This window comes from Pandoraea pneumonica, from assembly GCF_902459645.1.
Taxonomy (GTDB): Bacteria; Pseudomonadota; Gammaproteobacteria; order Burkholderiales; family Burkholderiaceae; genus Pandoraea; species Pandoraea pneumonica.
The window spans coordinates 119,478-144,115 of sequence record NZ_CABPSK010000002.1 but is presented as its reverse complement, the minus strand read 5'-3'; the positions used below and the strand labels follow the sequence as shown (position 1 = coordinate 144,115).

The window sequence follows — 24,638 nt, the reverse complement described above, 5'->3', positions numbered from 1 at the left end:
CTGCCGCTGACAGCCCCGGCCGGACGCCGCTGAATCCTCAGGCCAGCCCCCCGCATGCGGGGGGCGACTCGTTTACCGGGGATGTTTATGCGGACGGCGTCTTGTTCGTGCCACCCGCCAGCATGGCCTTGAGGCTGGCAAGCCGGTCCTTCGGCGACATGGGGGCGTCTTCCGGCGGCGGTGGCGGCGCTTCGTCGAGTTGCATTTCCGGCACGAATCGCGAGACTTCGCAGGTGTAAGTTTCGCGCGCGCGTTTGCGCTTCTTGCACCACGACAATTGCAGCGTGCGTTGCGCACGCGTGATGCCCACGTACATCAACCGGCGCTCTTCCTCGATCTTTTCGGCGGTCACTTCTTCGTCTTCCCGGATGTGCGGGAGGATGCCTTCCTCCATGCCGACCAGAAATACGTGCGGATATTCGAGGCCCTTCGATGCGTGCAACGTCGACAGGCGTACCGCATCGGGGTCGTCGCCGTCGCGGCCTTCGAGCATCGACATCAGCGCGATGGTTTGCGTGAGTTCCATCAGGCTCTTGGCATCGTCGTCGGCGTCTTCATCGATGTTGTCCAGCCCGGTCGCGGCGTCTGCGCTGCCGCGCGTACCTTTGCGCTTCATCCATTCGAGGAATTCGAGCACGGTGGTCCAGCGCGACTGCGCCTGCCGCTCGTCGAACGTGTCGTAGAGGTAGGCCTCGTAGTGGATGCCTGCCATCAGGTCGTCGATGACTTCGTTGGCCGGGTCGCGCGCCGCTCGCGCCGTAATGCGTTGGATGAAATCGCAGAACGCGCGCAGCGGTTCGAGTTGGCGCGGCTGCAAACGGGCTTCGACGGCGCCCATGTAGACCGCTTCGAACAGCGACACCTTCGCTTGCCCCGCAAACCCGCCAAGCACTTCAAGCGTGGTGCTGCCTACGCCCCGGCGCGGTGTGGTTACCGCACGGATGAACGCGGGATCGTCGTCGGGGTTGGCCAGCAGGCGCAGATAGGCGCACAGGTCCTTGATTTCCGCCTTGTCGAAGAACGACTGGCCGCCCGAGAGCACATAAGGAATGCGCTCGCGGCGCAACACCTGTTCGAAGATACGGGCCTGATGGTTGCCGCGATACAAGATGGCGTAGTCGCGAAACTCCGCGCGGCGCTCGAACTTGTGCGCCGACAGGCGGAACACGACCGACTCGGCCTCGTGCTCTTCGTCGTTCGCCGGGGTGACGGTAATCGGGTCGCCAAGGCCGTGTTCACTCCACAGCTTCTTTTCGAAGATTTTCGGATTCTTCGCGATGACGTTGTTTGCGGCGGTCAGAATGCGCGAGGTCGAGCGGTAGTTCTGCTCCAGCTTGATGACCTTCAGCGTGGGGAAGTCGACCTGCAACTGCTTGAGATTCTCGAGCGTCGCGCCGCGCCAGCCGTAGATCGCCTGATCGTCGTCGCCCACGGCCATGAACGCGGCGCGCGGGCCGGCCAGCAGTTTGAGCAGCAAGTACTGGCAGGTGTTGGTGTCTTGATACTCGTCGATCAGCAGATAGCGCAGCTTGTTCTGCCAGCGCTCGCGCACCTCTTCGTCGCGCGCAAACAGTTCGGCCGGTAGCCGGATCAGGTCGTCGAAGTCAACCGCCTGATAGGCCTGCAACGTCGCCATGTAATTGCGATACACGACGGCGGCCTGATGCTCGTCGGCCGTCTCGGCGGCAGCGAGCGCCGTCTCGGGCGTGATCAGCCCGTTCTTCCAGAGCGAGATGGCCGTCTGAACCCCGCGAATCATCGCTTTGTCGGTCGTGCCCAGTTGCTCTTGAATGAGGCCGAAGCAATCGTCGGCATCCAGAATCGAGAATTGCGGTTTGAGGCCGACGTTTTCCGCCTCGCGGCGCAGAATCTGCACGCCGAGCGAGTGGAACGTACAAATCGTCAACTGATTGACCGGCACCTTGCGGCCTTCTTTGCCGGGCGTGGTCAGCGTCTTGCCTTCGAGTTGCTTGGCGACGCGCTCGCGCATTTCGGCGGCGGCCTTGTTGGTAAAGGTGACGGCGGCGATGTGCTTCGGCTCGAACCCCTTCGTCTCGATGAGCCACGCAATTTTCTGCGTGATGACGCGCGTCTTGCCGCTACCGGCACCGGCCAGCACGAGGCAAGGACCGTCGAAATAGCGCACGGCTTCGTTCTGAGCAGGATTGAGCGGAAAGGACGACATGGTGTGAAGCGATGGGGTGAGGGCGGCGGCCGGCCGGGTGCTCGCGAGGGCACTCCGTGGCGGGCTCGCAGGAGGTGGGCAAGTCTAACATGGGGCGTGTGCGCGGAAATGACATCCCAGCATCCGCCATCGTGAAACGCTCGCCGTGCCCGAACTGTGGGGCGGTTGCGACGTTGCCGCGATGCGGCGGGTGGCGTCACTGGCGTCCACGCACGGGGGGTGCCTATAATAAAAAACGTTGCCATCGTGGTGAGGTCGCCGTGCAATGTCCAACCTGTGGGACGAACAATGCGACGAGTGCGCTGCGCTGCAAGCAGTGTGGCGCGCCCCTTGTGGATGCTGAGCCGGGTTTCGGGGAAGGCGCGATGGTACCTACCGGTGCCGAAGCCGTTCTCCCCCGTCGCCTGACACGCCGCGAACGTCGCGAGCAGCGTCAGCGCGACGGCGAACCGGGCTGGATCAACGGGGCGCTCGTGATCGGGACGGCGCTCTTCGCCGCCATCGCGCTCGTCGGCATCTGGTGGAACCTGCGCGCGCCGTACGTCGACCCCACGCCGAAATCTGCCGACGCGATTACCGTCGCGCCCTTCAACAACGGTAGCAACACACCGGCGCTTAACGCGTCGGGCGATGCGAACGCCGCCGCACCGGGCACTGCCAGTGACGCTGAATCGGCGGCGCTCGCCCGAGCGCAGGCGCTTGCGGCGGTCGACGCTGCGGCTTCGGGGGCAGCGGCTGACGTTGCCTCTGCATCTGCGGCACCACTGACGGCGTCCGCCGCCACGGCGGCCCTGACGGCGGCTGCCACGTCGACGATGTCGCCCCCGTCCACACCTGCACCAGACGACATGATGACGTTGCTCAGCCGTCGCGATGCAACGAATGCCGCGCGACCGGTGCCGAACCCCGACCTGCCTGCCCATCTCGACAACAGCGACATCGGCCAGATTGCGGCGGCCGACGCGGCGCGCGCGCCGGTAGCGGCATCTAGTCCATCCACCGCCTCGGTTCCTGGCGCTGCCAACACGATTGCCGCCGCACTGGCGCAGTGCGACAAATACCGATGGTTCGAAGTGATTCCGAAACAGCGCTGCATCTGGGCGGTTTGTAACGGCCGATGGGGGCGCGACGGTTGTCCGGCGGGGGTGAATCCCGGGGAGTCGCACTAGGCTCGCTTGCCCCGAATTCCGGGCAGCCCGGAGGGAACGCGCGCTACCCTTTTTCACCAAATTGACAGCCCCCGGCTTTCCCCGTAAAGTGCGCGAACGCGGTCGGGAGAGCGCGCCGGGAAGCACATGCTGGCGCCGCCGAAGGGGTAATACCCACAAACTCTCAGGCATCAAGGACCGTCCGCGCCGAAGGCATCGCCTTCGATCTCTGGAGAGCGGCTGTGGCATGACATGTGTCGTGCGGACAGCCCACCGAAGGGGCTGGCATCTCAGTGAATACCGAGACTGCCGGGCAATCTCTCAGGTACCAAGGACAGAGGGGTCATCTCGCCAACTGGCATCGCGCCGGGCAAGTGCATTCGCACATGTTCCTCGCGCACGTGCCGGTCGTCGAGATGACCCCTTTTTGCATTTTCGGACACTGTTTTTCCGAAATCCCTGGATTCTGAGGCTTCGATGACCGATCTCAAACGCACTCCGCTCAACGATACGCACCGCGCCGCAGGCGCCCGCATGGTCGACTTCGGCGGCTGGGACATGCCCGTGAACTACGGCTCCCAGATCGAAGAGCACAACGCCGTTCGCACCGACGCCGGCATGTTCGACGTCTCGCACATGTGCGTGGTCGATCTGCACGGCCCGAGCTGCCGCGAATTCCTGCGCTTCGCCGTGGCCAACAACGTCGACAAGCTGCAAACCCCGGGCAAGGCGCTCTACACCTGCATGCTCAATCCGAGCGGCGGCGTGATCGACGACCTCATCATCTATTTCATCGCTGAAGACTGGTTCCGCATCGTCGTGAACGCAGGCACCGCCGACAAGGACCTCGCCTGGATCGGTCAGCTCAACGCGCACGGCGACTACAGCCTCACGATTACCCCGCGCCGCGATCTGTCGATCGTGGCCGTGCAAGGCCCGAACGCCCGCGCCAAGGTCTGGCAAGCGGTGCCGAGCAGCCAGGCAGCGAGCGAAGTGCTCAAGCCGTTCAACGCCGCTTTCGTCAAAGACACGCCTTTTGGCGAGTTGATGATCGCGCGCACGGGCTACACCGGTGAAGACGGCTTCGAAGTGATCGTGAATGCCGACCACGTGGCTGCCTTGTGGCAAGCGCTGGTGGCCGTGGGTGTACGTCCGGCGGGTCTGGGCGCACGCGACACGCTGCGTCTGGAAGCCGGCATGAACCTGTACGGTCAGGACATGGACGACGACACCTCGCCGCTCGACGCGGGTCTGGGCTGGACGGTCGAAAAGGAAAGCGAGCGCACGTTCGTCGGTAAGGATTCGCTGCTCACGCGCGGCCAGACGTGGCGCTTTGCGGGCCTCGTGCTCGACGGCAAAGGCGGCGTGCTGCGCGCGCATCAGGTCGTCGTGACGGACGCTGGCGACGGCGAAATTACCAGCGGCACGTTCAGCCCGAGCCTTCAGCAGTCGATCGCGTTTGCGCGTCTGCCGAAGGGCGTGCCGGACGGCGCGCTCGTGCACGTACAAATTCGTGACAAGCAATTGCCCGCACGTGTGGTCAAATTGCCATTCGTGCGTCACGGCAAGGCCGTGGTGGCGTGAGCGGTAGCGCTCACACCTGCGCGGTTGGCGACACGACAGACTCTCAATAAGACACCCCAATACTGAAACCGGAGCGTCACAAATGGCGAATACCCCCGACAACCTGAAGTACGCCGAGTCCCACGAATGGGCTCGCCTCGAAGCCGACGGCACCGTGACCATCGGCATTACCGACCATGCGCAAGAAGCGCTGGGCGACGTGGTCTTCATCGAGCTGCCGGACACCGGCCGCACGGTCAAGGCACAGGAGCAAGTCGCGGTGGTCGAGTCGGTCAAGGCCGCCTCGGACATCTACGCCCCGATCGGTGGCGAGATCATCGAGACCAACAGCGAAGTGGCCGGCTCGCCGGAGCAAATCAACAGCGATCCGTACGCCAACTGGCTGTTCCGTATCAAGCCGGCTGACGTGAAGGAACTCGACGGTCTGCTCACCGCCGAGCAGTACAACGCCGGCCCGGGCGCGTAAGCCTCGAAGCCGCAGCGCCCCGGTGCCAGGGTGGCGATCGCCGAGATCCCCCCTTTCACCGGGCGCAACGCTAAGCAACACATTGCCGTAGTCACTTGCCGTGACCGAACGAGAGATCTGACCCATGAATGCCATGACCGACCTGCATCAGCCGCGCCGCTCGCTCACCGAGCTGGAGCAGCGCGATAACTTTTCTGCGCGCCATATCGGCCCCGACAGCCCCGAACAGCAAGCCATGCTCACCGAGCTTGGCTACGCGTCGCGCGCCGCGCTCATCGATGCCGTCGTCCCGGCCTCGATTCGCCGCGACGGCCCGCAATTCGCGGCCGCACTGGGCCAGTTCGCTGCGCCGAAAACCGAGTCGCAAGCCATCGCACAACTGCGCGCGTTGGCCGACCAGAATCAGGTCTTCAAGTCGTTCATCGGTCAGGGCTACTACAACACGTTCACGCCGGGCGTGATCCTGCGTAACGTGCTCGAAAACCCGGCCTGGTACACGGCTTACACGCCGTATCAGCCGGAAATCTCGCAAGGCCGTCTCGAAGCGCTGCTCAACTATCAGCAGATGGTGATCGACTTGACGGGTCTGGCCATCGCCAACGCGTCGATGCTCGACGAAGCCACCGCTGCCGCTGAAGCGATGACGCTGGTCAAGCGCACGGGTAAGTCGAAGTCGAACACGTTCTTCGTGGCCGACGACGTGCTGCCGCAAACCATCGAAGTGGTGCAAACGCGCGCCAAGCCGCTGGGTATCGAAGTGCAGGTCGGCCCGGTGGCCGCCGCAGCCGATGTCGATGCCTTTGGCGTGCTGGTGCAATACCCGGGCGTGGGCGGCGACGTGCGCGAGTACCGCGCGCTTGCCGATGCGATCCACGCCAATGGCGGCATGCTGATCGCCGCCGCCGATCTGCTTTCGCTGACGCTGCTGGCGCCCCCGGGCGAGTGGGGCGCCGACGTCGCGGTGGGTAACAGCCAGCGCTTTGGCGTGCCGATGGGCTTTGGCGGCCCGCACGCGGCGTATCTGGCGACGCGCGACGAACTCAAGCGCTCGATGCCGGGCCGTCTGGTCGGCGTGTCGGTGGACACGCAAGGCAAGCCGGCGCTGCGTCTCGCCCTGCAAACGCGCGAGCAGCACATCCGTCGCGAGAAGGCGACCTCGAACATCTGTACCGCGCAGGCGCTGCTCGCCATCATGGCCAGCATGTACGCCGCGTATCACGGCCCGCAGGGGCTGCGCATCATCGCGTCGCGCGTGCATCGTCTGACGGCAGTGCTCGCGGCCGGTCTCGCGAAGCTGGGTGTCGCGCCGCGCAATGCCACGTTCTTCGACACGCTGACGGTGCCCGTCGCCGGTCGCGCCGACGCCGTGCACACGGCTGCCGTGGCGCGCCGCTTCAACCTGCGCCGTGAAGACGCCGACATCGTGGGTATCTCGCTCGACGAGACCAGCACCCGCGACGACGTGATCGCGCTGTGGGACGTGTTTGCCGAAGGTCTGGGCAAGAGCGCCGGTTCGCTCGACTTCGATGCGATCGAAGCCACGGTGGCCGATGGCTTCCCGGCGGCGCTCGCGCGTCAAAGCGCGTACCTCACGCACCCGGTGTTCAACCGCTATCACTCGGAACACGAGATGCTTCGCTATCTGCGCAGCCTCTCGGACAAGGATCTCGCACTCGATCGCACGATGATCCCGCTGGGCTCGTGCACGATGAAGCTCAACGCCACCTCGGAAATGCTGCCGGTGACGTGGCCCGAATTCGGTCAGATCCACCCGTTTGCGCCGACCGCGCAGACGGAGGGCTACCGCACCATGATCGACCAGCTCGAACAGATGCTCGTCGCCGCGACCGGCTATGCCGCCGTGTCGCTCCAGCCGAACGCCGGTTCGCAAGGCGAGTACGCGGGCCTGTTGATCATTCAGGCGTATCACGCCTCGCGCGGCGAAGCGCATCGCGACATCTGCCTGATTCCGGCCTCGGCTCACGGCACCAACCCGGCATCTGCGCAAATGGCCGGTATGCAAGTGGTCGTGGTGGCGTGCGATGCCAACGGTAACGTCGATCTGGCCGACCTTCAGGCGAAGGCCGAGCAGCATCGCGACCGTCTGGCCGCAATCATGATGACGTACCCGTCCACGCACGGTGTGTTCGAAGCGGGCGCACGTCAGATTTGCGAGATCGTGCACGCCAACGGCGGTCAGGTGTATGTCGACGGCGCGAACATGAACGCGATGGTCGGCCTGTGCGCACCGGGCGAGTTCGGCGGCGACGTGTCGCACCTGAACTTGCACAAGACGTTCTGCATTCCGCACGGCGGTGGCGGCCCGGGCGTGGGGCCGGTGGCTGTCGGTGCGCACTTGGCGCAGTTCCTGCCGAACCAGCGCTCGACCGGTTATTCGCGCGACGCTGACGGCATTGGTGCCGTGTCGGCCGCGCCGTACGGTTCGGCGTCGATTCTGCCGATCTCGTGGATGTACGTCGCGATGATGGGGGCCGCTGGCCTGACGTCGGCCACGGAAACCGCGATTCTCAACGCCAATTACCTCGCGAAGAAGCTGGCGCCGCACTATCCGGTGCTCTACTCGGGCCCGGGCGGGCTGGTCGCGCACGAGTGCATTCTCGATCTGCGTCCGCTCAAGGAAACGAGCGGCATTTCGGTCGACGACGTGGCCAAGCGCCTGATGGACTTCGGCTTCCACGCCCCGACGATGAGCTTCCCGGTGCCGGGCACGCTGATGGTCGAGCCGACCGAATCGGAATCGAAGCACGAGCTGGATCGCTTCATCGAAGCCATGGTCGCGATTCGCGAAGAAATTCGCGCGGTGGAAGAAGGCCGTGCCGATCGCGAAGACAACCCGCTCAAGCACGCCCCGCACACGGCAGAAGTCGTCACCGCCGACGAGTGGCCGCATGCCTATGCGCGCAGCCAGGCGGCGTATCCGGTGAAGGCACTGCGCGAGCGCAAGTACTGGCCGCCGGTGGGTCGTGCCGACAACGTGTACGGCGACCGGAACCTGTTCTGCGCCTGTGTGCCGATGAGCGACTACGAATAAACGTCGCGAAAATTCGACAAACGGGGGCCGGCAGAAACATTGCTGGCCCCTTTTTGTCTCTATAGATGTCACGCGAATGCGTCAGCATGACGGCGCTCGCCGAGTCTCAAGTCAGTTCTAAAAATTCAGGAAAGCCCCATGGCCGTTTCAGTTTTCGATTTGTTCAAGATCGGTATCGGACCGTCGAGTTCGCATACCGTGGGTCCGATGCGCGCGGCGTTGATGTTCGTGCAGGGGCTGGAACGCGACGGTCTGCTGCCGCAAGTTGCCTCGTTGCGCGCCGAGTTGTACGGCTCGCTCGGCGCGACCGGCAAGGGCCACGGCACCGATAAAGGCGTGCTGCTCGGCTTCATGGGCGATGCCCCCGATACGGTCGATCCGTCGACGATTGCCGATCGTCTGGCGACGTTGCGCCGCGAGAAGGTGCTGTCGATTCTCGGCAAGCACGAGGTGCCGTTCGTCGAGAAGGAGCACATCGTGTTCTATCGCCGCGAAGCGATGGCCGAACACCCGAACGGCATGAAATTCCATGCGTTCGACGGCGCGGGCAACAAGCTGCGCGAAGGCCGTTATCTGTCGGTGGGCGGCGGGTTCGTGGTGACGGCGGGTGCGTCGAACGCGCAGGTGCTCTCGGCGCACGATCAGTTGCCGTACCCATTCCGCACGGGCAAGGAATTGCTGGAGATGTGCCGCGAGAGCGGCAAAACCATCGCGCAACTGATGTGGGAGAACGAGAAGGTCTGGCACAAGGAAGAAGACATCCGCACCGGCCTGATCAACATTTGGCACGTGATGCAGTCGTGTGTGACGCGCGGTTGCGGCATCGGTAACCCGGAAGCCGAAGGCGAACTGCCGGGCCCGCTGCACGTGCGCCGCCGCGCGCCGGAGCTGTACCGCCAACTGACGCAACGTGCCGAACGTACGCTCTCCGACCCGCTGTCGGTGATGGATTGGGTGAACCTGTACGCGATGGCCGTCAACGAAGAGAACGCCGCCGGTGGCCGCGTGGTGACAGCCCCGACCAACGGTGCGGCGGGCATCATTCCGTCGGTGATGCATTACTACGACCGCTTCGTGCATGGCGCGAACGATCAGGGCGTGATCGACTTCCTGCTGACCGCTGGTGCCATCGGCATTCTGTACAAGCTCAACGCGTCGATTTCGGGCGCGGAAGTGGGTTGTCAGGGCGAAGTCGGGGTGGCGTGTTCGATGGCAGCGGGCGCGCTCGCCGCGGTGCTGGGCGGGACAGTCGAGCAAGTGGAGAATGCCGCCGAAATCGGCATGGAGCACAACCTCGGGCTGACCTGCGATCCGGTGGGCGGTCTGGTGCAGATTCCGTGCATCGAGCGCAATGCCATGGCCTCGGTGAAGGCTGTGAACGCCGCGCGCATGGCGCTGCGTGGCGACGGGGCACACTACGTCTCGCTCGATTCCGTCATCAAGACGATGCGCGAAACTGGCGCCGACATGAAAACGAAGTACAAGGAGACGGCCCGTGGCGGTCTGGCGGTGAACATCGTCGAGTGCTGAACGTGGTGTGACCGTCATATGACTGTCATCTTGCGGCGGTAATCTTGTCGTCGATGTCTCCTTGCCTTGTCTTTTGAGCCGCCCGGTCTTTGCCGCGCGGCTTTTTTATTGCGCATTGGGAATGCGCCTAAAGTTCATCGCCAATCTCCCCTTTCGGGCCAAATCCTTGCCAATCTGCGTCCTTTTGCCCGCCTCACGGGGCTTATACGTTGTCAACGAAAGGAGACGCAGCAATGGAGCAATGGCTCAAGCCGATGGTCGATGCCGTCGGCGGTGTGTTATCGGGATACCCCCTTGTGATCGCCTTGCTCGGGGCCGGGTTGTATTTCACGGTTCGCTTCGGCGGCATTCAGTTACGTGCGCTCTGGCATAGCGTCTGCCTGCTACGCACGTCGGGCAGTCCCTCCGGCATTTCTCCGTTTCAGGCGTTTGCCACTGGCCTGGCCAGTCGCGTCGGCACCGGCAATATCGCGGGCGTTGCGGTCGCGCTGACGATCGGTGGCCCCGGCGCCATCTTCTGGATGTGGATGACGGCGCTCGTCGGCATGGCGTCGGCCTTTGTGGAGTCGACGCTGGCGCAGGTCTTCAAGGTGCCGCACGGCGACAAGACGTTCCGCGGCGGTCCGGCGTACTACATCCAGCTTGGGCTCGGCTCGCGCGCCTTCGGCGTCGTTTTTGCCCTGGCGCTCCTCTTTACGTTCGGCTTTGCCTTCAACTCCGTGCAGTCGCACTCGATTGCCGAGACGCTCGAAGCGTCGTTCGGCTGGTCGCGCATTTGGATCGGCATCACGTTGGTGCTGATGACGGCACCGATCATCTACGGAGGCGTGCGCCGCGTCGCACGCGTGGCGCAGTGGATCGTGCCGGTGATGGCGCTGATTTATCTCGGGTTGGCGGCCTATGTCTGCATCGTCAATTTCGACAAGATTCCGGCCATGATTTCGCTGATCGTCGATCACGCGTTCGGGCTGGGGCAGGCGGCGGGCGGTGTGGCCGGTTACGCCGTGAGTCAGGCGGTTCTGATGGGCGTGAAGCGCGGCTTGTTCTCGAACGAAGCCGGGATGGGTAGCGCGCCGAATGCGGCGGCGGTCGCCACCACGAAGCACCCGGTGCAGCAGGGATTGATGCAGATGCTCGGCGTGTTTTTCGACACCATCGTCGTGTGCTCGGCCACCGCGTTCATGATTCTGCTCTCGGGGCAGTACGAAATCGGCGCGGCAGCCGAAGGCGCGGTGCTCACGCAGCGTGCACTGGCGGCGCACTTCGGCGAGTGGGCAATCATGTTCACGGGCGTGACGGTGTTCTTCCTCGCGTATTCGAGCGTGTTGGGCAACTACGCCTATGCGGAAGTGAACCTCGACTTCATGACGCAGCGTCCGTGGTGCTTCCACATCTTCCGCGCATTGGTGTTGCTGGCCGTGATGCTCGGTTCGGTCGCGAGCTTGCCGCTGGTCTGGAGTTTCGCCGACGTGGGCGCAGCGTTGATGGCCTTCATCAACCTGATTGCGATCGCGCTGCTCGCCAAGTACGCACTCGCGGCATGGCGCGACTACGCGGCGCAACGTAAGGCGGGGATTGCCGAGCCGGTCTTCACGAAAGCGTCGCTGCCGCTGGAACTGCGCGCACGCCTGCCGAAGGATGTCTGGCCGGAGCAGGCCAGTGCCAGCGACACGGCACCGGTGTCAAAGGCGGGGGCATTGCCGACAGCAGCCACAGACGCTTCGTAACGTTGCACGACCTAAGCCTGCGACGTAACGCCTGACGCGTCACGTCGCGTGCAAAAACAAAAGGGCTGGCGAATCATTCGCCAGCCCTTTTGCGTTCGTCATCGGATCTTGCACAGATCCGTCGAGACTTGCTTACTTACCGCCAACGGTTTCCAGCACGGTCCACTTGCCGTCGACCACCTTATAGACGGTGATGGAGCCGTTTTTCAGGTCGCCGACGCTGTCGTAGGCCAGCTCACGCGTGGTCACGCCGGGCATGCTGGTCTTGGCGAGCACCGGCAGGTACTTGGCCGGATCGGTCGAGTTGGCTTTCTTCATGGCCGACATCATGGCCATAGCACCGTCGTACGCATACGGCGAGTACGTTTCCGGGGCCGAGCCGAACTTGGTCTTGTAGCGCGACTCGTAAGCGGCACCGCCCGGCATCTTGTCGAGCGGCAGACCGGCGAGCGATACCACCGAGCCGTTGGCAGCGTCGCCGGCGAGCTTCAGGAAGGCGTCCGACTTGACCATTTCACCGGCCATCAGCGTCGACTTGATGCCCAGTTGGCGCATCTGCTTGGCCAGCGGGCCAGCTTGCGCGTCGGCGCCGCCGTAGAAGACGACATCCGGGTTGGAGCGCTTGATGTTGGTCAGGATGGCGGTGAAGTCGACGGCCTTATCGGTGGTCGACTCTTCGCGCACGATCTTGCCGCCGGCGGCCTGCGCGGCCTTCTTGAACTCGGCAGCGAGGCCCTGACCGTAAGCGGTACGGTCGTCGACGATGGCGATGTTCTTGAAGCCCAGCTTCTTGACGGCGAAGTTACCCACGACCGAACCCTGCTGGATATCGGACGTCATCATGCGGAACGTCGTCTTGAAGCCTTGCTTGGTGTACTCCGGTGCCGTGGCCATGGCGATTTCGGGGATGCCGGCCTGTGCGTAGATGCTGGAGGCGGGGATCGTCGTGCCCGAATTGAAGTGGCCGAGCATGCCCTTAATGCTCGAGTCGACCAGCTTCTGGGCTACCAACGAACCCTGACGCGGGTCGGCCTGGTCGTCTTCGGCTTGCAACACGAACTTCACCGGCTTGCCTTCGATGGTCGGCTTGGTGGCGTTGTACTCGTCAATGGCGAGCTGGATGCCGTTTTGCATGTCCTTGCCGTAGTGCGCCTGAGCGCCCGTGAGCGGTGCAGCAAAACCCAGCTTCACTTCTTGCGCTTGTTGCGCGTTTGCCGCGCCGCCGAACGCGATCAGACCTGCGACCGCGAATGCGCTGAGCGTAAGCTTCGATTGCATCAACCCTCTCCTTGCATGTGTATGTCGTTGAGTGGCAGGCCTGCGGGATCGCCGCGGCCCGCCTGTCTTGGGATGCCGTCTGCCACGTGCCGGTTGGCGGTGGGATGGCATTCAATCTTTATCAAACGCACAATGCGTCCGACGCGGCAGTATTGGATGGCTGCGCGCGCCGGTCAAGAGGGACATATTCCGATAGAAGGTGCTACCTGCTTATGGCGTTGGTTGCGCCGTCGGGGTGTCGGCGGCGCGGCCGGTTTCACTGCCCAAACTGCCGCCTAGGTTGCCGCGCGCGGTGCCGACGCCGCTACCAAAATCCGCTCCATCGTCCGCTGGGCTGTCCGCTTGGCTATTCGATGGGTCGCCACCCAGTTGAATCGCTCGCAAACGGCGCTCGGCCGCGTCGTAGCGGGCCATCACCTCGTGCGACGGTGCCCGGTCGAAGCGGCTCACGACGACCAGCGCCAGACCGCCCAGCACGAAGCCCGGCAGGATTTCATACAGATCGAACCAGCCGAATTGCTTCCAGATCAGCACCGTTGCCGCGCCAACCACAATGCCCGCCAGCGCGCCGTTACGGGTCACGCGTGGCCAAAGCAGGGTGGCGAGCACCAGCGGGCCGAACGCCGCCCCGAAGCCCGCCCACGCGTAGCTCACCATGCCCAGCACGCGGCTGCTCGGGTCGAGCGCAAGCAGCACCGCTACCGTGGCCACGGCCAGCACCATCGCCCGGCCAATCCAGACCAGACGGCGCTGGCTGACTTGCCCGCGCGCGAAGGTCTTGTAAAGGTCTTCCGTCAGCGCACTCGCGCACACGAGCAATTGGCACGACAACGTGCTCATCACCGCCGCCAGAATGGCCGCGAGCAGAATACCGGCGAGCCACGGCGCAAAGAGTTGCGTGGTCAGCGCAATAAAGATGGTTTCCGGGTTAGCGGCGACGCCTGCGCCCAGATCCGGCCGGGCGCTGAAGAAGGCCAGACCGAAGAAGCCGACCGCCACGGCACCGATGAGGCACAACACCATCCACGTCATGCAAATGCGCCGCGCTTTCGGAATCGCGGAGGCGGAGCGCGCCGCCATGAAGCGCACGAGGATATGCGGCTGGCCGAAGTAGCCGAGCCCCCACGCGAGCATTGAGATCACGCCAAGCGGTGCGAGGTCGCCGAACCAGTCGGTATGGGTGGGATGCACGGCGGTGACCGCCGCCACGGCCGCCGCCGGGCTGCCGTCGAGCGCAATGACGGCGATGGGCGTGACGACCAGCGCTGCAAACATCAGCGAGGCCTGCACGGTGTCGGTCCAACTGACGGCGAGAAAGCCGCCGATGAACACATAGGCGATGGTGGCGAGCGCGCCGATCCAAAGCGCCGTGCGGTACTCGAGTCCGAACATCGTTTCGAACAGACGTGCGCCCGCGACGACACCCGACGCGCAATACAGCGTGAAGAAGATGAGAATCACCAGCGCCGTGACGATGCGCAGCAGGTGGCTGCCGTCGCCGAAGCGTTGCGTGAGGTACTCGGGCAGCGTGAGCGCGTTGCCGCACTGCTCGGTGTGCACGCGCAGGCGTGCGGCGACAAGCCGCCAGTTGGCCCATGCGCCGAGCGCCAGGCCTATGGCGATCCACACCCCAGACAGGCCACCGGCATAAATGGCCCCGGGCAGGCCGAGCAGCAGCCAGCCGCTCATGTCGGAGGCACCCGCCGAGAGCGCGGTGACGAAGCTGCCGAGGCGGCGTCCGCCAAGGATGTAATCGGAGAGGTTATGTGTCGCGCGATAACCAAGCCAGCCGATGCCGAGCATCAGCAATAAATAGACGGTGAAAGTCACCGCCGTTGGGTTCCAGAGGGGCATGTTGCCTCCATGACCGGCGCCGCTGCGCGTACGGAGACATCTCCCGGCATGACAAAAGACGCTTCGACGCGCAGCAGCGACGGCTGCGGCCAGCGATACGTGTCGCTGGCATGGGTTGACCGCACAAAGACGGTGACGTGTGTCGGATGTCGGGGGTGGGCGCGAAGATACCGCGAATGCGTGCGACTGGCGCGTCTACGCCAGGTACGTAGGGGCGCAGGGTGCGGAGGAGGGGAGTGAAAAGCAGTGCGCCCCGTACCTGCCCAAAGCGGGCACGTACGGGGCGCAGGACGCAGCGGCTTGGCGAGTGCTTAGCCGATGGTCATCAGGTTGGCGTTACCGCCAGCAGCAGCCGTATTCACCGACACCGAACGCTCGCAGAGCAGGCGCTCCAGCGAGTAGTCGTCGCCAGCGGCCAGGGCTTCGGGCGCCAGACCTTGCATCGACAAGATCGGGCCGTTACGCGTGGCGATGCGACGGTTCAATGCGCGCAGTTCGTCGCTGTCGCCCTCAAACAGCACGGCGGCGAGCGACGGCTCGGCAGCAGCGTCAGCCCCTGCGGCCAGCACCGATGCGCGGCCCTTGAGCGATGCAGGCAAGGCGCTCACGAGCTCACGTGCTACGGCGCTATCGGCAAACACGGCAGTGTTGCCCGTGGCGAGGACGGCAGCCAGTTGCGTGCGGGCACCCAGCGGCGTCGCGGCCACGCACAGCACCGGGCCGCGCGGTTCCAGACCGTAGGTGTTGCGCTCGCCGGTCGGGCCCGGCAGCACAGCCGTGGCATCGAGTGCCGACGTTGCCAAATAGCGGTCGACGCGATCGATGGCGGCGGCGCTGTCGCTGAAGTTCTGACCGGCTTGATGCAGCCAGTCGCGATAGCTCACCAGCGGCGAGAGCGCAGCTTCGTTGCGATTGAGCTCCGGTGCCAGTGCGGCCGGGCGCGTCGCCAGCAGGCGCGGCAGATACATCGGACCGCCCGCTTTCGGACCCGTCCCAGACAAACCTTCACCGCCGAACGGCTGCACACCGACCACGGCGCCGATCACGTTCCGGTTCACGTAGACGTTGCCGACATGGGCGCGCTCGGTCACATAGGCGATCGTTTCGTCGATACGCGTATGCACGCCGAACGTCAGGCCGTAGCCGGTGCCGTTGATCTGGTCGAGCAGCTTGTCGAGTTGCGCGCGCTTGAAGCGGATGACGTGCAGCACCGGCCCGAACACTTCGCGTTGCAGCGACTTGAGGTCGTTCAGTTCGATGAGCGTCGGCGGCACGAACGTGCCATGGCGCGCGGCGTCCGGCAGCGGCAGTTGTTCGACCGGGAAGCCCTTGGCGCGCATTTGTTCGATGTGACGGCTGATACCGGCTTGCGCTTCGGCATCGATCACCGGGCCGACGTCGATCGACAGACGGTCCGGATTGCCGATGGCGAGTTCCTGCATTGCGCCCTTGAGCATGTGCAGCGTCTTGTCGGCGATGTCGTCTTGCAAGCACAGCACGCGCAGCGCCGAGCAACGCTGACCGGCCGAATCGAAGGCCGAGGCGAGCACGTCGTACACGACTTGTTCCGGCAGGGCCGACGAGTCGACGATCATCGCGTTCTGACCGCCGGTTTCGGCAATCAGCGGAATCGGACGGCCGTTGGCGTCAAGGCGGTCGGCCAGCGTGCGTGCGATGATGCGTGCCACTTCGGTCGAACCGGTGAACATCACGGCCTTGGTGCGGGCGTCGGCAACCAGCGCTGCGCCAACCGTCTCACCCGTGCCCGGCAGCAATTGCAACGCACCGGCGGGGATGCCAGCCGCGTGCATCAACCGCACGGCTTCGGCAGCGATGAGCGGCGTTTGCTCGGCGGGCTTGGCGATCACCGGGTTACCGGCAGCCAGGGCTGCGGCCACTTGACCCACGAAAATCGCGAGCGGGAAGTTCCACGGGCTGATACACAGCACGGGGCCCAGCGGGCGGTGCGTATCGTTCGAGAAGCCCTGACGGATTTGCGCGGCGTAATAGCGCAGGAAGTCGACGGCTTCGCGCACTTCGGCGACAGCGTTCGGCAGCGACTTACCGGCTTCGCGCACGCACAGGCCCATGAGCGTGGGCATATGGGCTTCGAGCAGGTCGGCGGCGCGCATCAGGCAGTCGGCGCGTTCTTCGACCGGCGTGGCTTGCCAGATCGGGGCGGCGGCGACGGCGTGGGCGAGGGCGGCATCGACATCTTGCGAGGTCGCTTCAATCACTTGCCCGACGGTGTCGCGCAGATCGGCCGGGTTGCGCACGAAGCGCGGCGTGCCTTCCACGCGCTCGCCGTCGGCCAGCATCGGGGCGGCGCGCCACGGCGTGCCTGCGCTAGCGAGCAGTGCCGACGACAGCGACGCGAGGCGATGTTCGTTCGAGAGGTCGAAGCCCGACGAGTTGGCGCGCGACGTGCCGTACAGATCACGCGGCAGCGGAATCTTGGCGTGCGGCGCGCCGAGCGGTTGCACCTTCTCGGCTTCGAGAATCGGGTCGGCGATCAGTTCATCGACGCTGATGGTTTCATCGGCAATACGGTTCACGAACGACGTGTTCGCGCCGTTTTCCAGCAGGCGGCGCACCAGATAGGCGAGCAGCGTTTCGTGCGTGCCGACCGGCGCGTAGACGCGGCACGGGCGGGCGAGCTTGCCTGCGGCAATCGGGCCGACGACTTCTTCGTACAGCGGCTCACCCATGCCGTGCAGGCACTGGAACTCGTACTGACCCGGGTAGTAGTTGTTACCGGCCAGATGGTAGATCGCGGAGAGTGTGTGGGCGTTGTGCGTGGCGAATTGCGGGTAGATCGCGTCCGGCACGGCCAGCAGCTTCTTCGCGCAGGCCATGTACGACACGTCGGTGTAAATCTTGCGGGTGTAGACCGGGTAGCCTTCGAGGCCGTCGACCTGCGCGCGCTTGATTTCCGTATCCCAGTAAGCGCCCTTGACCAGACGCACCATGATGCGGTGACGGCTGCGGCGGGCCAGATCGATGATGAAGTCGATCACGAACGGGCAGCGCTTTTGGTACGCCTGCACCACGAAGCCGATGCCGTTCCAACCGGCGAGGTCCGGGTCGAAGCACAGCGCTTCGAGCAGATCGAGCGAGATTTCGAGGCGGTCGGCTTCTTCGGCGTCGATATTCAGGCCGATGTCGTAGTGACGGGCCAGCAGCGCAAGCGACTTCACGCGCGGCAGCAGTTCGGTGACGGTGCGCTCGTGCTGGCTGCGCGAGTAGCGCGGGTGCAGGGCCGAGAGCTTGATCGAGATGCCCGGGCCTTCGTAGATGCCGCGCCCGGCCGAGGCTTTGCCGATCGCATGGATCGCCTGCTCGTAGCTGGCGTAGTAGCGCTGGGCGTCTTCTTCGGTGGTGGCGGCTTCGCCGAGCATGTCGTACGAGTAGCGGAAGCCTTGGGCTTCGTACTTACGGCTGTTGGCGAGCGCTTCGGAGATGGTTTCGCCTGTCACGAACTGTTCGCCCATCAGGCGCATGGCCATGTCCACGCCCTTGCGGATGAGGGGTTCGCCGCCACGGCCGATCAGGCGGGTGAGCGCCTTGGTGAGACCGGCTTCGCTGGTGGTGGTGACGAGCTTGCCGGTGATCATCAGGCCCCAGGTGGCGGCGTTGACGAACATCGACGGCGAGTTGCCCATGTGGGCGTGCCAGTCGCCCTTGCTGATCTTGTCGCGGATGAGCGCGTCGCGCGTGGCCTTGTCGGGAATACGCAGCAGGGCTTCGGCCAGACACATCAGGGCGACGCCCTCTTGGCTGGACAGCGAGAATTCGTGAATCAGGCCTTCGACGCCGCCGCCGGTGCTCTTGCCGCGCAGGGCGACGACGAGCTTACGGGCGAGGGCGGAGGCCGACGTGGCGGTGGCCGGGGCCAGCTTGGCCTGACCGATCAGCACGGGCACGCATTCTGGCTCTGGGCGGCGGTAGGCGGCGGTGATGGCGGCGCGCAGTACCGACTGGGGTTGCACGTTCTGGGCGAATTCGAGGAACGGGTGCGCGGCGGTGTCGTCGCCGTTCAGGCCGTCGATGACTTCCGTAGCGGCGTGGGTTGCGCCGTTGAGTTCGGGGGGCAGGGTGCCGCTCTCGATGCGCTCCAGATAAGCGAAGATCGCCTGTTTGATGAGCCAGTGCGGGGTGCGCTCGATTTGCTGGGCGGCCGTTTTGAGCCGGGTGCGCAGGACGTCGTCGACCTTGACGCCGAGAGTGGTGTTAGCCATGGAGGGTTACCTGATGACGCGAAAACGTGACACCCATAGAGGGGTGAATGGCGGCATCGTAACCGGGTTTTCAGGCGGGTGCAACCCGAGTCAATATTGGGGTTGCACCTTAGGGGTGGGACTTATTCGAAGTCGTAACACAGTACGTCTGAGTGAAAGAGGTAGCTCGTCAGCACGTAATTGACTTTGCTGGACCAAGTCAGCACCGCTGACCAGTCACCGGGGTCTTTGGACGACTTCTGGCCCGCACGCACTTCTTCCTCCAAAACAATGCGTGGCTCCCTAAAGGCCGTGTAGCACGGCGATGTGGTCGACGAATGCAGGGTGCAGTAGTGGTGAGGTTGCGTTCTCACACTCGCCGCCGTGCAGTTGTACAGCTTGTATTGCGTCAAGGCGAACTTGACTTGGCCCGGCGCACCCGCTGGGCCTTGATCGCCTTTATCGCCAGATTGGCCCCGGGCACCGTCCGACCCCGTGTCGCCCTTGAGCGTGCGCCACGAGCCGTGTTGGCACGCATAAAACGTCCCGCCCGCGTCCCGCCCGATTTGCCCATTGACCCGGCAAGCTTGCGAAGGATTGATCGGCTCGCCCAAAGTCAGCGTGCTTGGATTGAGCTCCGTCTGTCGTAGCGGGTCGTCACCCACCCGCACGCTGCCGCCATTTTTGACGTTCACGTCCGCGTACGACCAAACGCCCTTAGCGGCTGCGATTACGCCATCTTTTGTCTCGACGCCATCCCTCGACATGCCGTCCGGCGGAGATTTGCCGTACGCGATCAAGTTCTTCCCGGACGTGATGTTGTCTTTCGCCGCAATCGTGGATGTCGCTTCGATCGCGCCGGTCAGCTTGAGCCCTTGCTTTGCACCGATGATTTCTTTGACGTTGGCGATGTCGTTTTCACGCATATCGAGCTTGCCGGTCATCGGTTGTGTACCGTCGCGACGCAGATAGCTGTTCATCGGGCTAAGCAGATAGCCGACACGCACCGCCAGCAGTCCAGCGCGGTGTAGCGGGTTCGGCAAACGGTTCGGCGTGGTGGTGCTGCCCGTGGGCGTTTGGGGAAACGTGAAATCGCCAGGGTCGTCGTCCTTGGAGAACCCGCCATGTACGCCGATCTTGCGCACGGCGGTACTTACAGCGTTCCAGTCGGTGCGGTGACCGTAGGTGCGAGTGATCGTCTGATCGATGTAGACGACACCTCGGATGTCCCGGCTATTCGGCGGCTGGAAGATTCTGACGACGTACCGTGCGTCGGGAAGCGCGGGCGGCTTATCGCCGATGCCGGGCAGCTTCATGATGCGGATGATGTGCTCGGCGCTCAGCGGCTTGCTGCCGAGTAGCAGCATTTGCCCTTGGTAACCGTCTTTATCCTTCGTGAACTCGATCGCCCCCATGTCGCCGGCGTTTGCAATGGGTACGGGGTCCGCGCTGTTGAGTGCACTGTCGATCTCCCCGTGGTATTTCACGATGAACGACTGCACGCCGTCGCCGATCACTTTCAACGATGCGCCGACGCTCTCGGCTTTTTGCATGCGCATGTCGTGCATTTGCTGATTCATCCAGAACGTCAGCAACACGCCCACCACAGCGACCGCGATGGTTGCGCCAATCAAAAACACGCCTTTCTGTCGGCTTTGCATACGTCTCCTTACCGGTTGGTGGAGATCCGATAAGCGTTGCCGACGGCACGCTATCTCGAATCAAGGCGGCAATTCTCGTGGAGTTGCACCGCGCTGAGTGACGGAAACGGCCGGAATTGAGAGGCGGTGTGCTGTAAAGCGAAAGCTGGTTAACCGGAACCTATAGGGAGATGTCCTTCACCGGTCTTCTCGTATCCAGTCTTCGCGTGTCCTTTGGTTTCTTGCCGATGACTTCGGCGTTCATTCGCGTGTGTGAATTAATCCGGGTGTTTCCCAACCCTAAGGCGCTGGCGTGCTTCCAAAATGGCCGGTTTCAACGAGACGGCGATGACGGGTACGCGGCAGCGAGCGTGTCCCCATTGATTCGCGAGGGGGCAAGGCAATGCGGAGCAAGCAACGGGGCGTGTTTCTGATCGGCGCAACTATCGCGGTCGCTGTGGTGGGCATCCTGGTCGCGTTCTGGGGACAGCACCAGATGCAGCAGATGCGTATCGAGAAAGGCGAGCGCGTGGGGGAATCGCTGAAGGTGCTAGGCAACCATGTGCAGGATTTCATGGTGAAACACCATGGGGACATCAAGGCGCTTTTCCTGCAACGCGAGGGGGCGAGCCGCAAGATTGCTGAAAGCGGCATCGAACTGACGCGACGATATGACGTATGGCTACGCGCGAAGACCATCAGCGATTTGACGGTCGAGAAGCTCATTCGGCTGACGGGTGCTAAGGGCACTGGTTCGTCGCCGCCGTTGGCCGGGGCGGAGTATCGGATCGTCGTGTATTCCACCAACTGTGCGGATAAGACCGAGCCGTGCGATATCGACGCTGTGACATATCTCACCGCGCCGATCAAAAGCACCTACTCAAATGGCGCGGATTGGGTGGCGTCTGGCGCGGCACTGGCCAAACTCGGTGTGCTGGGCGGCATATCGCGGCAGGGCGATCCCAACGTGTTTCGGTTCCTCGACGGGAACGGCCCGGTAATCAACACGGTTCGAAACCCGGAGCGCCCCGCCATCGCCGGGCTTCTCGCAATGCGGGGCGGGTATCAGACGAGCGCGCAGGACGCTTTCTTGCGACGCGATGGCACGCGCGAGATGCAGGGCGATTTGAACTTGAGCGGCAACAACATCGTTAACGCGAAGCAAATCACCAATGTCGAGTTGGTCGATGTCGAAAAGATGACCGCCAAGACGATAACCGCCACGGAAAACATTCATTCCGATGGTCAGATCTCCGCAAAAGGCATCTTCAGCTCAGACGGCGCGACTATCACCGGAAAGTTGGAAGTCAAAAACCAAGGTGTTCACGCCGATGGGGAGATTCGGGCACAGGGGGAGCTTCGCTCGGAGGCTGGCGTTGTGCGTCTCAAGGGCGCGGTGGGGGGGAGCTGTTCGGACCGAGGTATTGGTCTCGACGAACAGGGGCGCGTGATGTCGTGCCAAAGCGGCACGTGGACGTTGGGTGCTTTGCCAAAGGATTCGACCGAAGTATCCGAAGATATTCGGAGCGAGATCGTGAAGGGGTACGTGCCCTGGGACGTCGCATCAATCACCGTCAACAATTATCGGGATTTCAAAGCGAGGTGCGAATCGACGACAACGACGGAGATCCCCAATGGATTTGCGTGTCAACTCGACGTCGTAAAGAACTACTGCGAGCAAATCCCGCGATTGAGGCAACGAACTTTTATAGGGAACGGCCGCCGCGATGTGAGCTTTGAAATACCCCCGTCAGACGGCCAAAACGGCAGTATCGCTGGCGGAATTTATAAGATCACTTGCCTAACGCCGAGAGGCGCGCCGGTTCAACTGGTCTACAGAGCCGCAAACTCGACGGGCGCCCAAGCTTTCGACAGTGTTCGTCCTGCCACGGAGGAGGATCTCCGTCGATTGATCGTTCGATCTCGCCTGCCACAAGTCAAATCGATAAAACTCTTCGAGGAATTCCGCTGCGCCTTGGGAGACGCCGGCCATATCTACAACCTCGATGAGGATAAGGACGGCCCATGGGACTACTGCGAGATGGCGTCGGACGAAGCAAAGTATCAGTGCGATTGGCCGAATCAGATGCGCGATCTCTATCGCGACATCGACTCCGGAGCATGGAAGTTCAGACTTAAGCAGCGTGGTGGTGGGGTTAAATGTGTGAAATTTGCCGAACAATAACCCCGCCACCATCGCAGACACGCTTAAACGGGATATCCCCTTACTTCCCGCCGTCGTTACCGTAAGTCTTCCCCAAATACTCAGAAATCAGCTTCACCTGATCTTCCGGAATCGGGGCGCCGTAGACCTTCACCATCTTCGTGACTTCCGCGCTCCAGAAGGCGGCGGGCATCGGCGGTTGGCTGTTGATGTAATCGACCGAATGGCACATCACGCACCATGCGCTCGTCGCTTGATAGCCCGCGAGTGTCGAGGCTTTTAGCTGCGCGGTTTCCTGCGGCAGTTTGATGTCGAGTGCATGAGCAGCAGGCGATACCAGTGCACCCAACACAAGCACCGCACCCACGCGACGGAAAATATTCGAAGTTTTCATAGTCATCTCCCGTCTCAAGCCGCAACCACGCGCACGGTTTCTACGCCATTGCGCAGATAACCGGCCGGATTCCACAACGATTGCAGCGGCTGCGCCACCCCGGCACGATTCGTTGCCCGCACCTTCAGCACGTGTTCCCCCGCCGATGACGGCACGAACGTCGCCGTCCACTCGCGGAACGAATATTTCGACAACTCGTTGCCGAGCTTCGCCGCCTGCCAGGTCTGGCCGCCGTCGCTCGAGAACTGCACGTCGCGGATGCCTTCACCGCCATCGAACGCAATGCCGCGCACGCGCACCGGTTTGCCCACCGCCACGCTTTGCCCATCGGTCAGACTCGTCACGAACGAGCGCACCGTGAAGCGCTCGATCGGCTTGGTCTTTTGCGGTGCCGTCCCCGGTGCGACGCAATTGCAGTCGTTGTCCGGAATGCGATACGCCGTGGCCATCCAGAAGCCATCGAACACCGTGTCGATCACCTTGATATCGGCCAAATGCTTGACCCAATACGTGCCGTAGTACCCCGGCACCACCAGCCGCACCGGATAGCCGTTGAGCATCGGCAAATCCTGACCGTTCATCGCGAACGCGATCATCACTTCGCCATCCATCGCGTGATCGAGGTCGAGGGCCTTCACGAACTCGGGCGTCGCCGGGATGATCGGGCGATCCAGCCCTTCGAACGTCACCTGCTTCGCACTCGCGCCAACGCCTGCCTTTTCCAGAATGCGTTTGAGCGGAATGCCCTTCCAGCGCGCATTGCCCATCGCACCGTTGGCGATCTGGCCGCCACCGACGCGCGGCTCGAAGAAGCCCCGACTGTTGCCTGAACACTGATGCACCGCCACCAGTTCCACCGGTGCGCCGAAGTCCTTCTTCAGCGACTCAAGCGAGATTTCGAGCGGTTTAGCGACGCTGCCGCTCACGCGAATGCGGTGCTTCTTGGCATCGACATCCGTCGGGATACCCGCCAAGTGATACCGCACGAAGAACGCGTCGTTCGGCGTAATCAGCCCATCGTTGAACACTTCGAACGGCGTCTCCAACTGCGGCGGACGTGCCGTCAAACGAATGAGGGGGCGCTTCTGCGGATACGCCACCAAGTCACGCTCGCCATTGGCAAATGGCAACGTCACCGTTTGCGGCGCACTGACGGCGGCGAGCGTGTCGATTGCGCGTCCGGCGAGGCTGGCACCCACACCCAGCGCACCGGCTCGCCGCAAAAAGCGGCGTCGCGACGTGGCGGCAATGGTGGATTCGGAAAGATCACCCGACGCGGACACGTCGAGTGCGGACGATTCAGGCAAAGCGGAGGCGAGAGCCGTGGGGGCGGCGCTGCGGTCGTGCGACTTCATGGAGAGTCTCCTGTAGGACGTTCTTATCGTGCTTTCAGGGTGAC

General features: G+C 63.4%; 14 protein-coding genes and 2 riboswitches. Of the genes, 7 read left to right on the top strand and 7 right to left on the bottom strand.

Annotation, left to right across the window (positions count from 1 at the left end; genetic code table 11):
• Positions 1–85 precede the first annotated feature (85 nt).
• Positions 86–2,185 (bottom strand): UvrD-helicase domain-containing protein, encoded by a 2,100-nt coding sequence (locus PPN31114_RS09740; RefSeq protein ID WP_150679336.1) that lies wholly within the window; start codon positions 2,183–2,185, stop codon positions 86–88.
• A 365-nt stretch (positions 2,186–2,550) separates the two neighbouring features.
• Between PPN31114_RS09740 and PPN31114_RS09735 the strand changes: the two genes are divergently transcribed.
• The 6 genes from PPN31114_RS09735 (at position 2,551) to PPN31114_RS09710 (ending at position 11,692) form a co-directional block, all read left to right on the top strand.
• Positions 2,551–3,354: a hypothetical protein gene (locus PPN31114_RS09735; protein WP_150679335.1), complete on the top strand. Its 804-nt coding sequence runs from the start codon at positions 2,551–2,553 to the stop codon at positions 3,352–3,354.
• 93 nt (positions 3,355–3,447) lie between these two features.
• Positions 3,448–3,544: riboswitch (glycine riboswitch) on the top strand.
• A gap of 8 nt (positions 3,545–3,552) precedes the next feature.
• A riboswitch (glycine riboswitch) is annotated at positions 3,553–3,681 on the top strand.
• Positions 3,682–3,810: 129 nt separating this feature from the next.
• Positions 3,811–4,917, top strand: a complete 1,107-nt coding sequence (gcvT, locus tag PPN31114_RS09730; RefSeq protein ID WP_150679334.1) for a glycine cleavage system aminomethyltransferase GcvT — start codon at positions 3,811–3,813, stop codon at positions 4,915–4,917.
• Between the two features lie 82 nt (positions 4,918–4,999).
• The gene (gene gcvH / locus PPN31114_RS09725) at positions 5,000–5,383 is read left to right on the top strand and encodes a glycine cleavage system protein GcvH (protein WP_150679333.1); all 384 of its coding nucleotides are present in this window, start codon (positions 5,000–5,002) and stop codon (positions 5,381–5,383) included.
• A gap of 124 nt (positions 5,384–5,507) precedes the next feature.
• Positions 5,508–8,435 (top strand): aminomethyl-transferring glycine dehydrogenase, encoded by a 2,928-nt coding sequence (gcvP, locus tag PPN31114_RS09720; RefSeq protein ID WP_150679332.1) that lies wholly within the window; start codon positions 5,508–5,510, stop codon positions 8,433–8,435.
• Between the two features lie 138 nt (positions 8,436–8,573).
• Positions 8,574–9,965: an L-serine ammonia-lyase gene (locus PPN31114_RS09715; RefSeq protein WP_150679331.1), complete on the top strand. Its 1,392-nt coding sequence runs from the start codon at positions 8,574–8,576 to the stop codon at positions 9,963–9,965.
• 233 nt (positions 9,966–10,198) lie between these two features.
• Positions 10,199–11,692, top strand: a complete 1,494-nt coding sequence (locus tag PPN31114_RS09710; protein ID WP_150679330.1) for an alanine/glycine:cation symporter family protein — start codon at positions 10,199–10,201, stop codon at positions 11,690–11,692.
• A gap of 132 nt (positions 11,693–11,824) precedes the next feature.
• Here the strand turns inward: PPN31114_RS09710 and PPN31114_RS09705 are convergent, their stop codons facing one another.
• The 4 genes from PPN31114_RS09705 to PPN31114_RS09690 form a co-directional block, all read right to left on the bottom strand.
• A complete protein-coding gene (locus PPN31114_RS09705) occupies positions 11,825–12,970 on the bottom strand; it encodes a branched-chain amino acid ABC transporter substrate-binding protein (RefSeq protein ID WP_150679329.1) in 1,146 nt (381 codons plus the stop codon).
• 210 nt (positions 12,971–13,180) lie between these two features.
• Positions 13,181–14,824, bottom strand: coding sequence for a sodium/proline symporter PutP (gene putP / locus PPN31114_RS09700; RefSeq protein ID WP_246182490.1), 1,644 nt, complete (start codon positions 14,822–14,824; stop codon positions 13,181–13,183).
• A gap of 311 nt (positions 14,825–15,135) precedes the next feature.
• A complete protein-coding gene (putA, locus tag PPN31114_RS09695) occupies positions 15,136–19,062 on the bottom strand; it encodes a trifunctional transcriptional regulator/proline dehydrogenase/L-glutamate gamma-semialdehyde dehydrogenase (RefSeq protein ID WP_150679328.1) in 3,927 nt (1,308 codons plus the stop codon).
• A 122-nt stretch (positions 19,063–19,184) separates the two neighbouring features.
• A complete protein-coding gene (locus PPN31114_RS09690) occupies positions 19,185–20,702 on the bottom strand; it encodes a hypothetical protein (RefSeq protein ID WP_150679327.1) in 1,518 nt (505 codons plus the stop codon).
• Between the two features lie 382 nt (positions 20,703–21,084).
• Between PPN31114_RS09690 and PPN31114_RS09685 the strand changes: the two genes are divergently transcribed.
• A complete protein-coding gene (locus tag PPN31114_RS09685; protein WP_150679326.1) occupies positions 21,085–22,866 on the top strand; it encodes a hypothetical protein in 1,782 nt (593 codons plus the stop codon).
• Between the two features lie 40 nt (positions 22,867–22,906).
• Here PPN31114_RS09685 and sorB read toward each other — a convergent pair whose 3' ends face one another.
• Together sorB and sorA are read right to left on the bottom strand one after the other, a co-directional pair.
• On the bottom strand, positions 22,907–23,239 hold the full coding sequence (gene sorB / locus PPN31114_RS09680) for a SorB family sulfite dehydrogenase c-type cytochrome subunit (RefSeq protein WP_150679325.1): 333 nt from the start codon (positions 23,237–23,239) through the stop codon (positions 22,907–22,909).
• A 14-nt stretch (positions 23,240–23,253) separates the two neighbouring features.
• A complete protein-coding gene (gene sorA, locus PPN31114_RS09675; protein WP_150679324.1) occupies positions 23,254–24,594 on the bottom strand; it encodes a SorA family sulfite dehydrogenase catalytic subunit in 1,341 nt (446 codons plus the stop codon).
• Between the last annotated feature and the right edge of the window lie 44 nt (positions 24,595–24,638).

Coding starts and splice junctions, on each gene's coding strand:
- sorA (WP_150679324.1), bottom strand. CDS start 24,594: ATGAAGTCGCACGACCGCAGCGCCGCCCCCACGGCTCTCGCCTCCGCT.
- PPN31114_RS09710 (WP_150679330.1), top strand. CDS start 10,199: ATGGAGCAATGGCTCAAGCCGATGGTCGATGCCGTCGGCGGTGTGTTA.
- PPN31114_RS09685 (WP_150679326.1), top strand. CDS start 21,085: ATGCGGAGCAAGCAACGGGGCGTGTTTCTGATCGGCGCAACTATCGCG.
- PPN31114_RS09705 (WP_150679329.1), bottom strand. CDS start 12,970: ATGCAATCGAAGCTTACGCTCAGCGCATTCGCGGTCGCAGGTCTGATC.
- putA (WP_150679328.1), bottom strand. CDS start 19,062: ATGGCTAACACCACTCTCGGCGTCAAGGTCGACGACGTCCTGCGCACC.
- gcvP (WP_150679332.1), top strand. CDS start 5,508: ATGAATGCCATGACCGACCTGCATCAGCCGCGCCGCTCGCTCACCGAG.
- PPN31114_RS09740 (WP_150679336.1), bottom strand. CDS start 2,185: ATGTCGTCCTTTCCGCTCAATCCTGCTCAGAACGAAGCCGTGCGCTAT.
- PPN31114_RS09735 (WP_150679335.1), top strand. CDS start 2,551: ATGGTACCTACCGGTGCCGAAGCCGTTCTCCCCCGTCGCCTGACACGC.
- gcvH (WP_150679333.1), top strand. CDS start 5,000: ATGGCGAATACCCCCGACAACCTGAAGTACGCCGAGTCCCACGAATGG.
- PPN31114_RS09690 (WP_150679327.1), bottom strand. CDS start 20,702: ATGCAAAGCCGACAGAAAGGCGTGTTTTTGATTGGCGCAACCATCGCG.
- gcvT (WP_150679334.1), top strand. CDS start 3,811: ATGACCGATCTCAAACGCACTCCGCTCAACGATACGCACCGCGCCGCA.
- putP (WP_246182490.1), bottom strand. CDS start 14,824: ATGCCCCTCTGGAACCCAACGGCGGTGACTTTCACCGTCTATTTATTG.
- sorB (WP_150679325.1), bottom strand. CDS start 23,239: ATGAAAACTTCGAATATTTTCCGTCGCGTGGGTGCGGTGCTTGTGTTG.
- PPN31114_RS09715 (WP_150679331.1), top strand. CDS start 8,574: ATGGCCGTTTCAGTTTTCGATTTGTTCAAGATCGGTATCGGACCGTCG.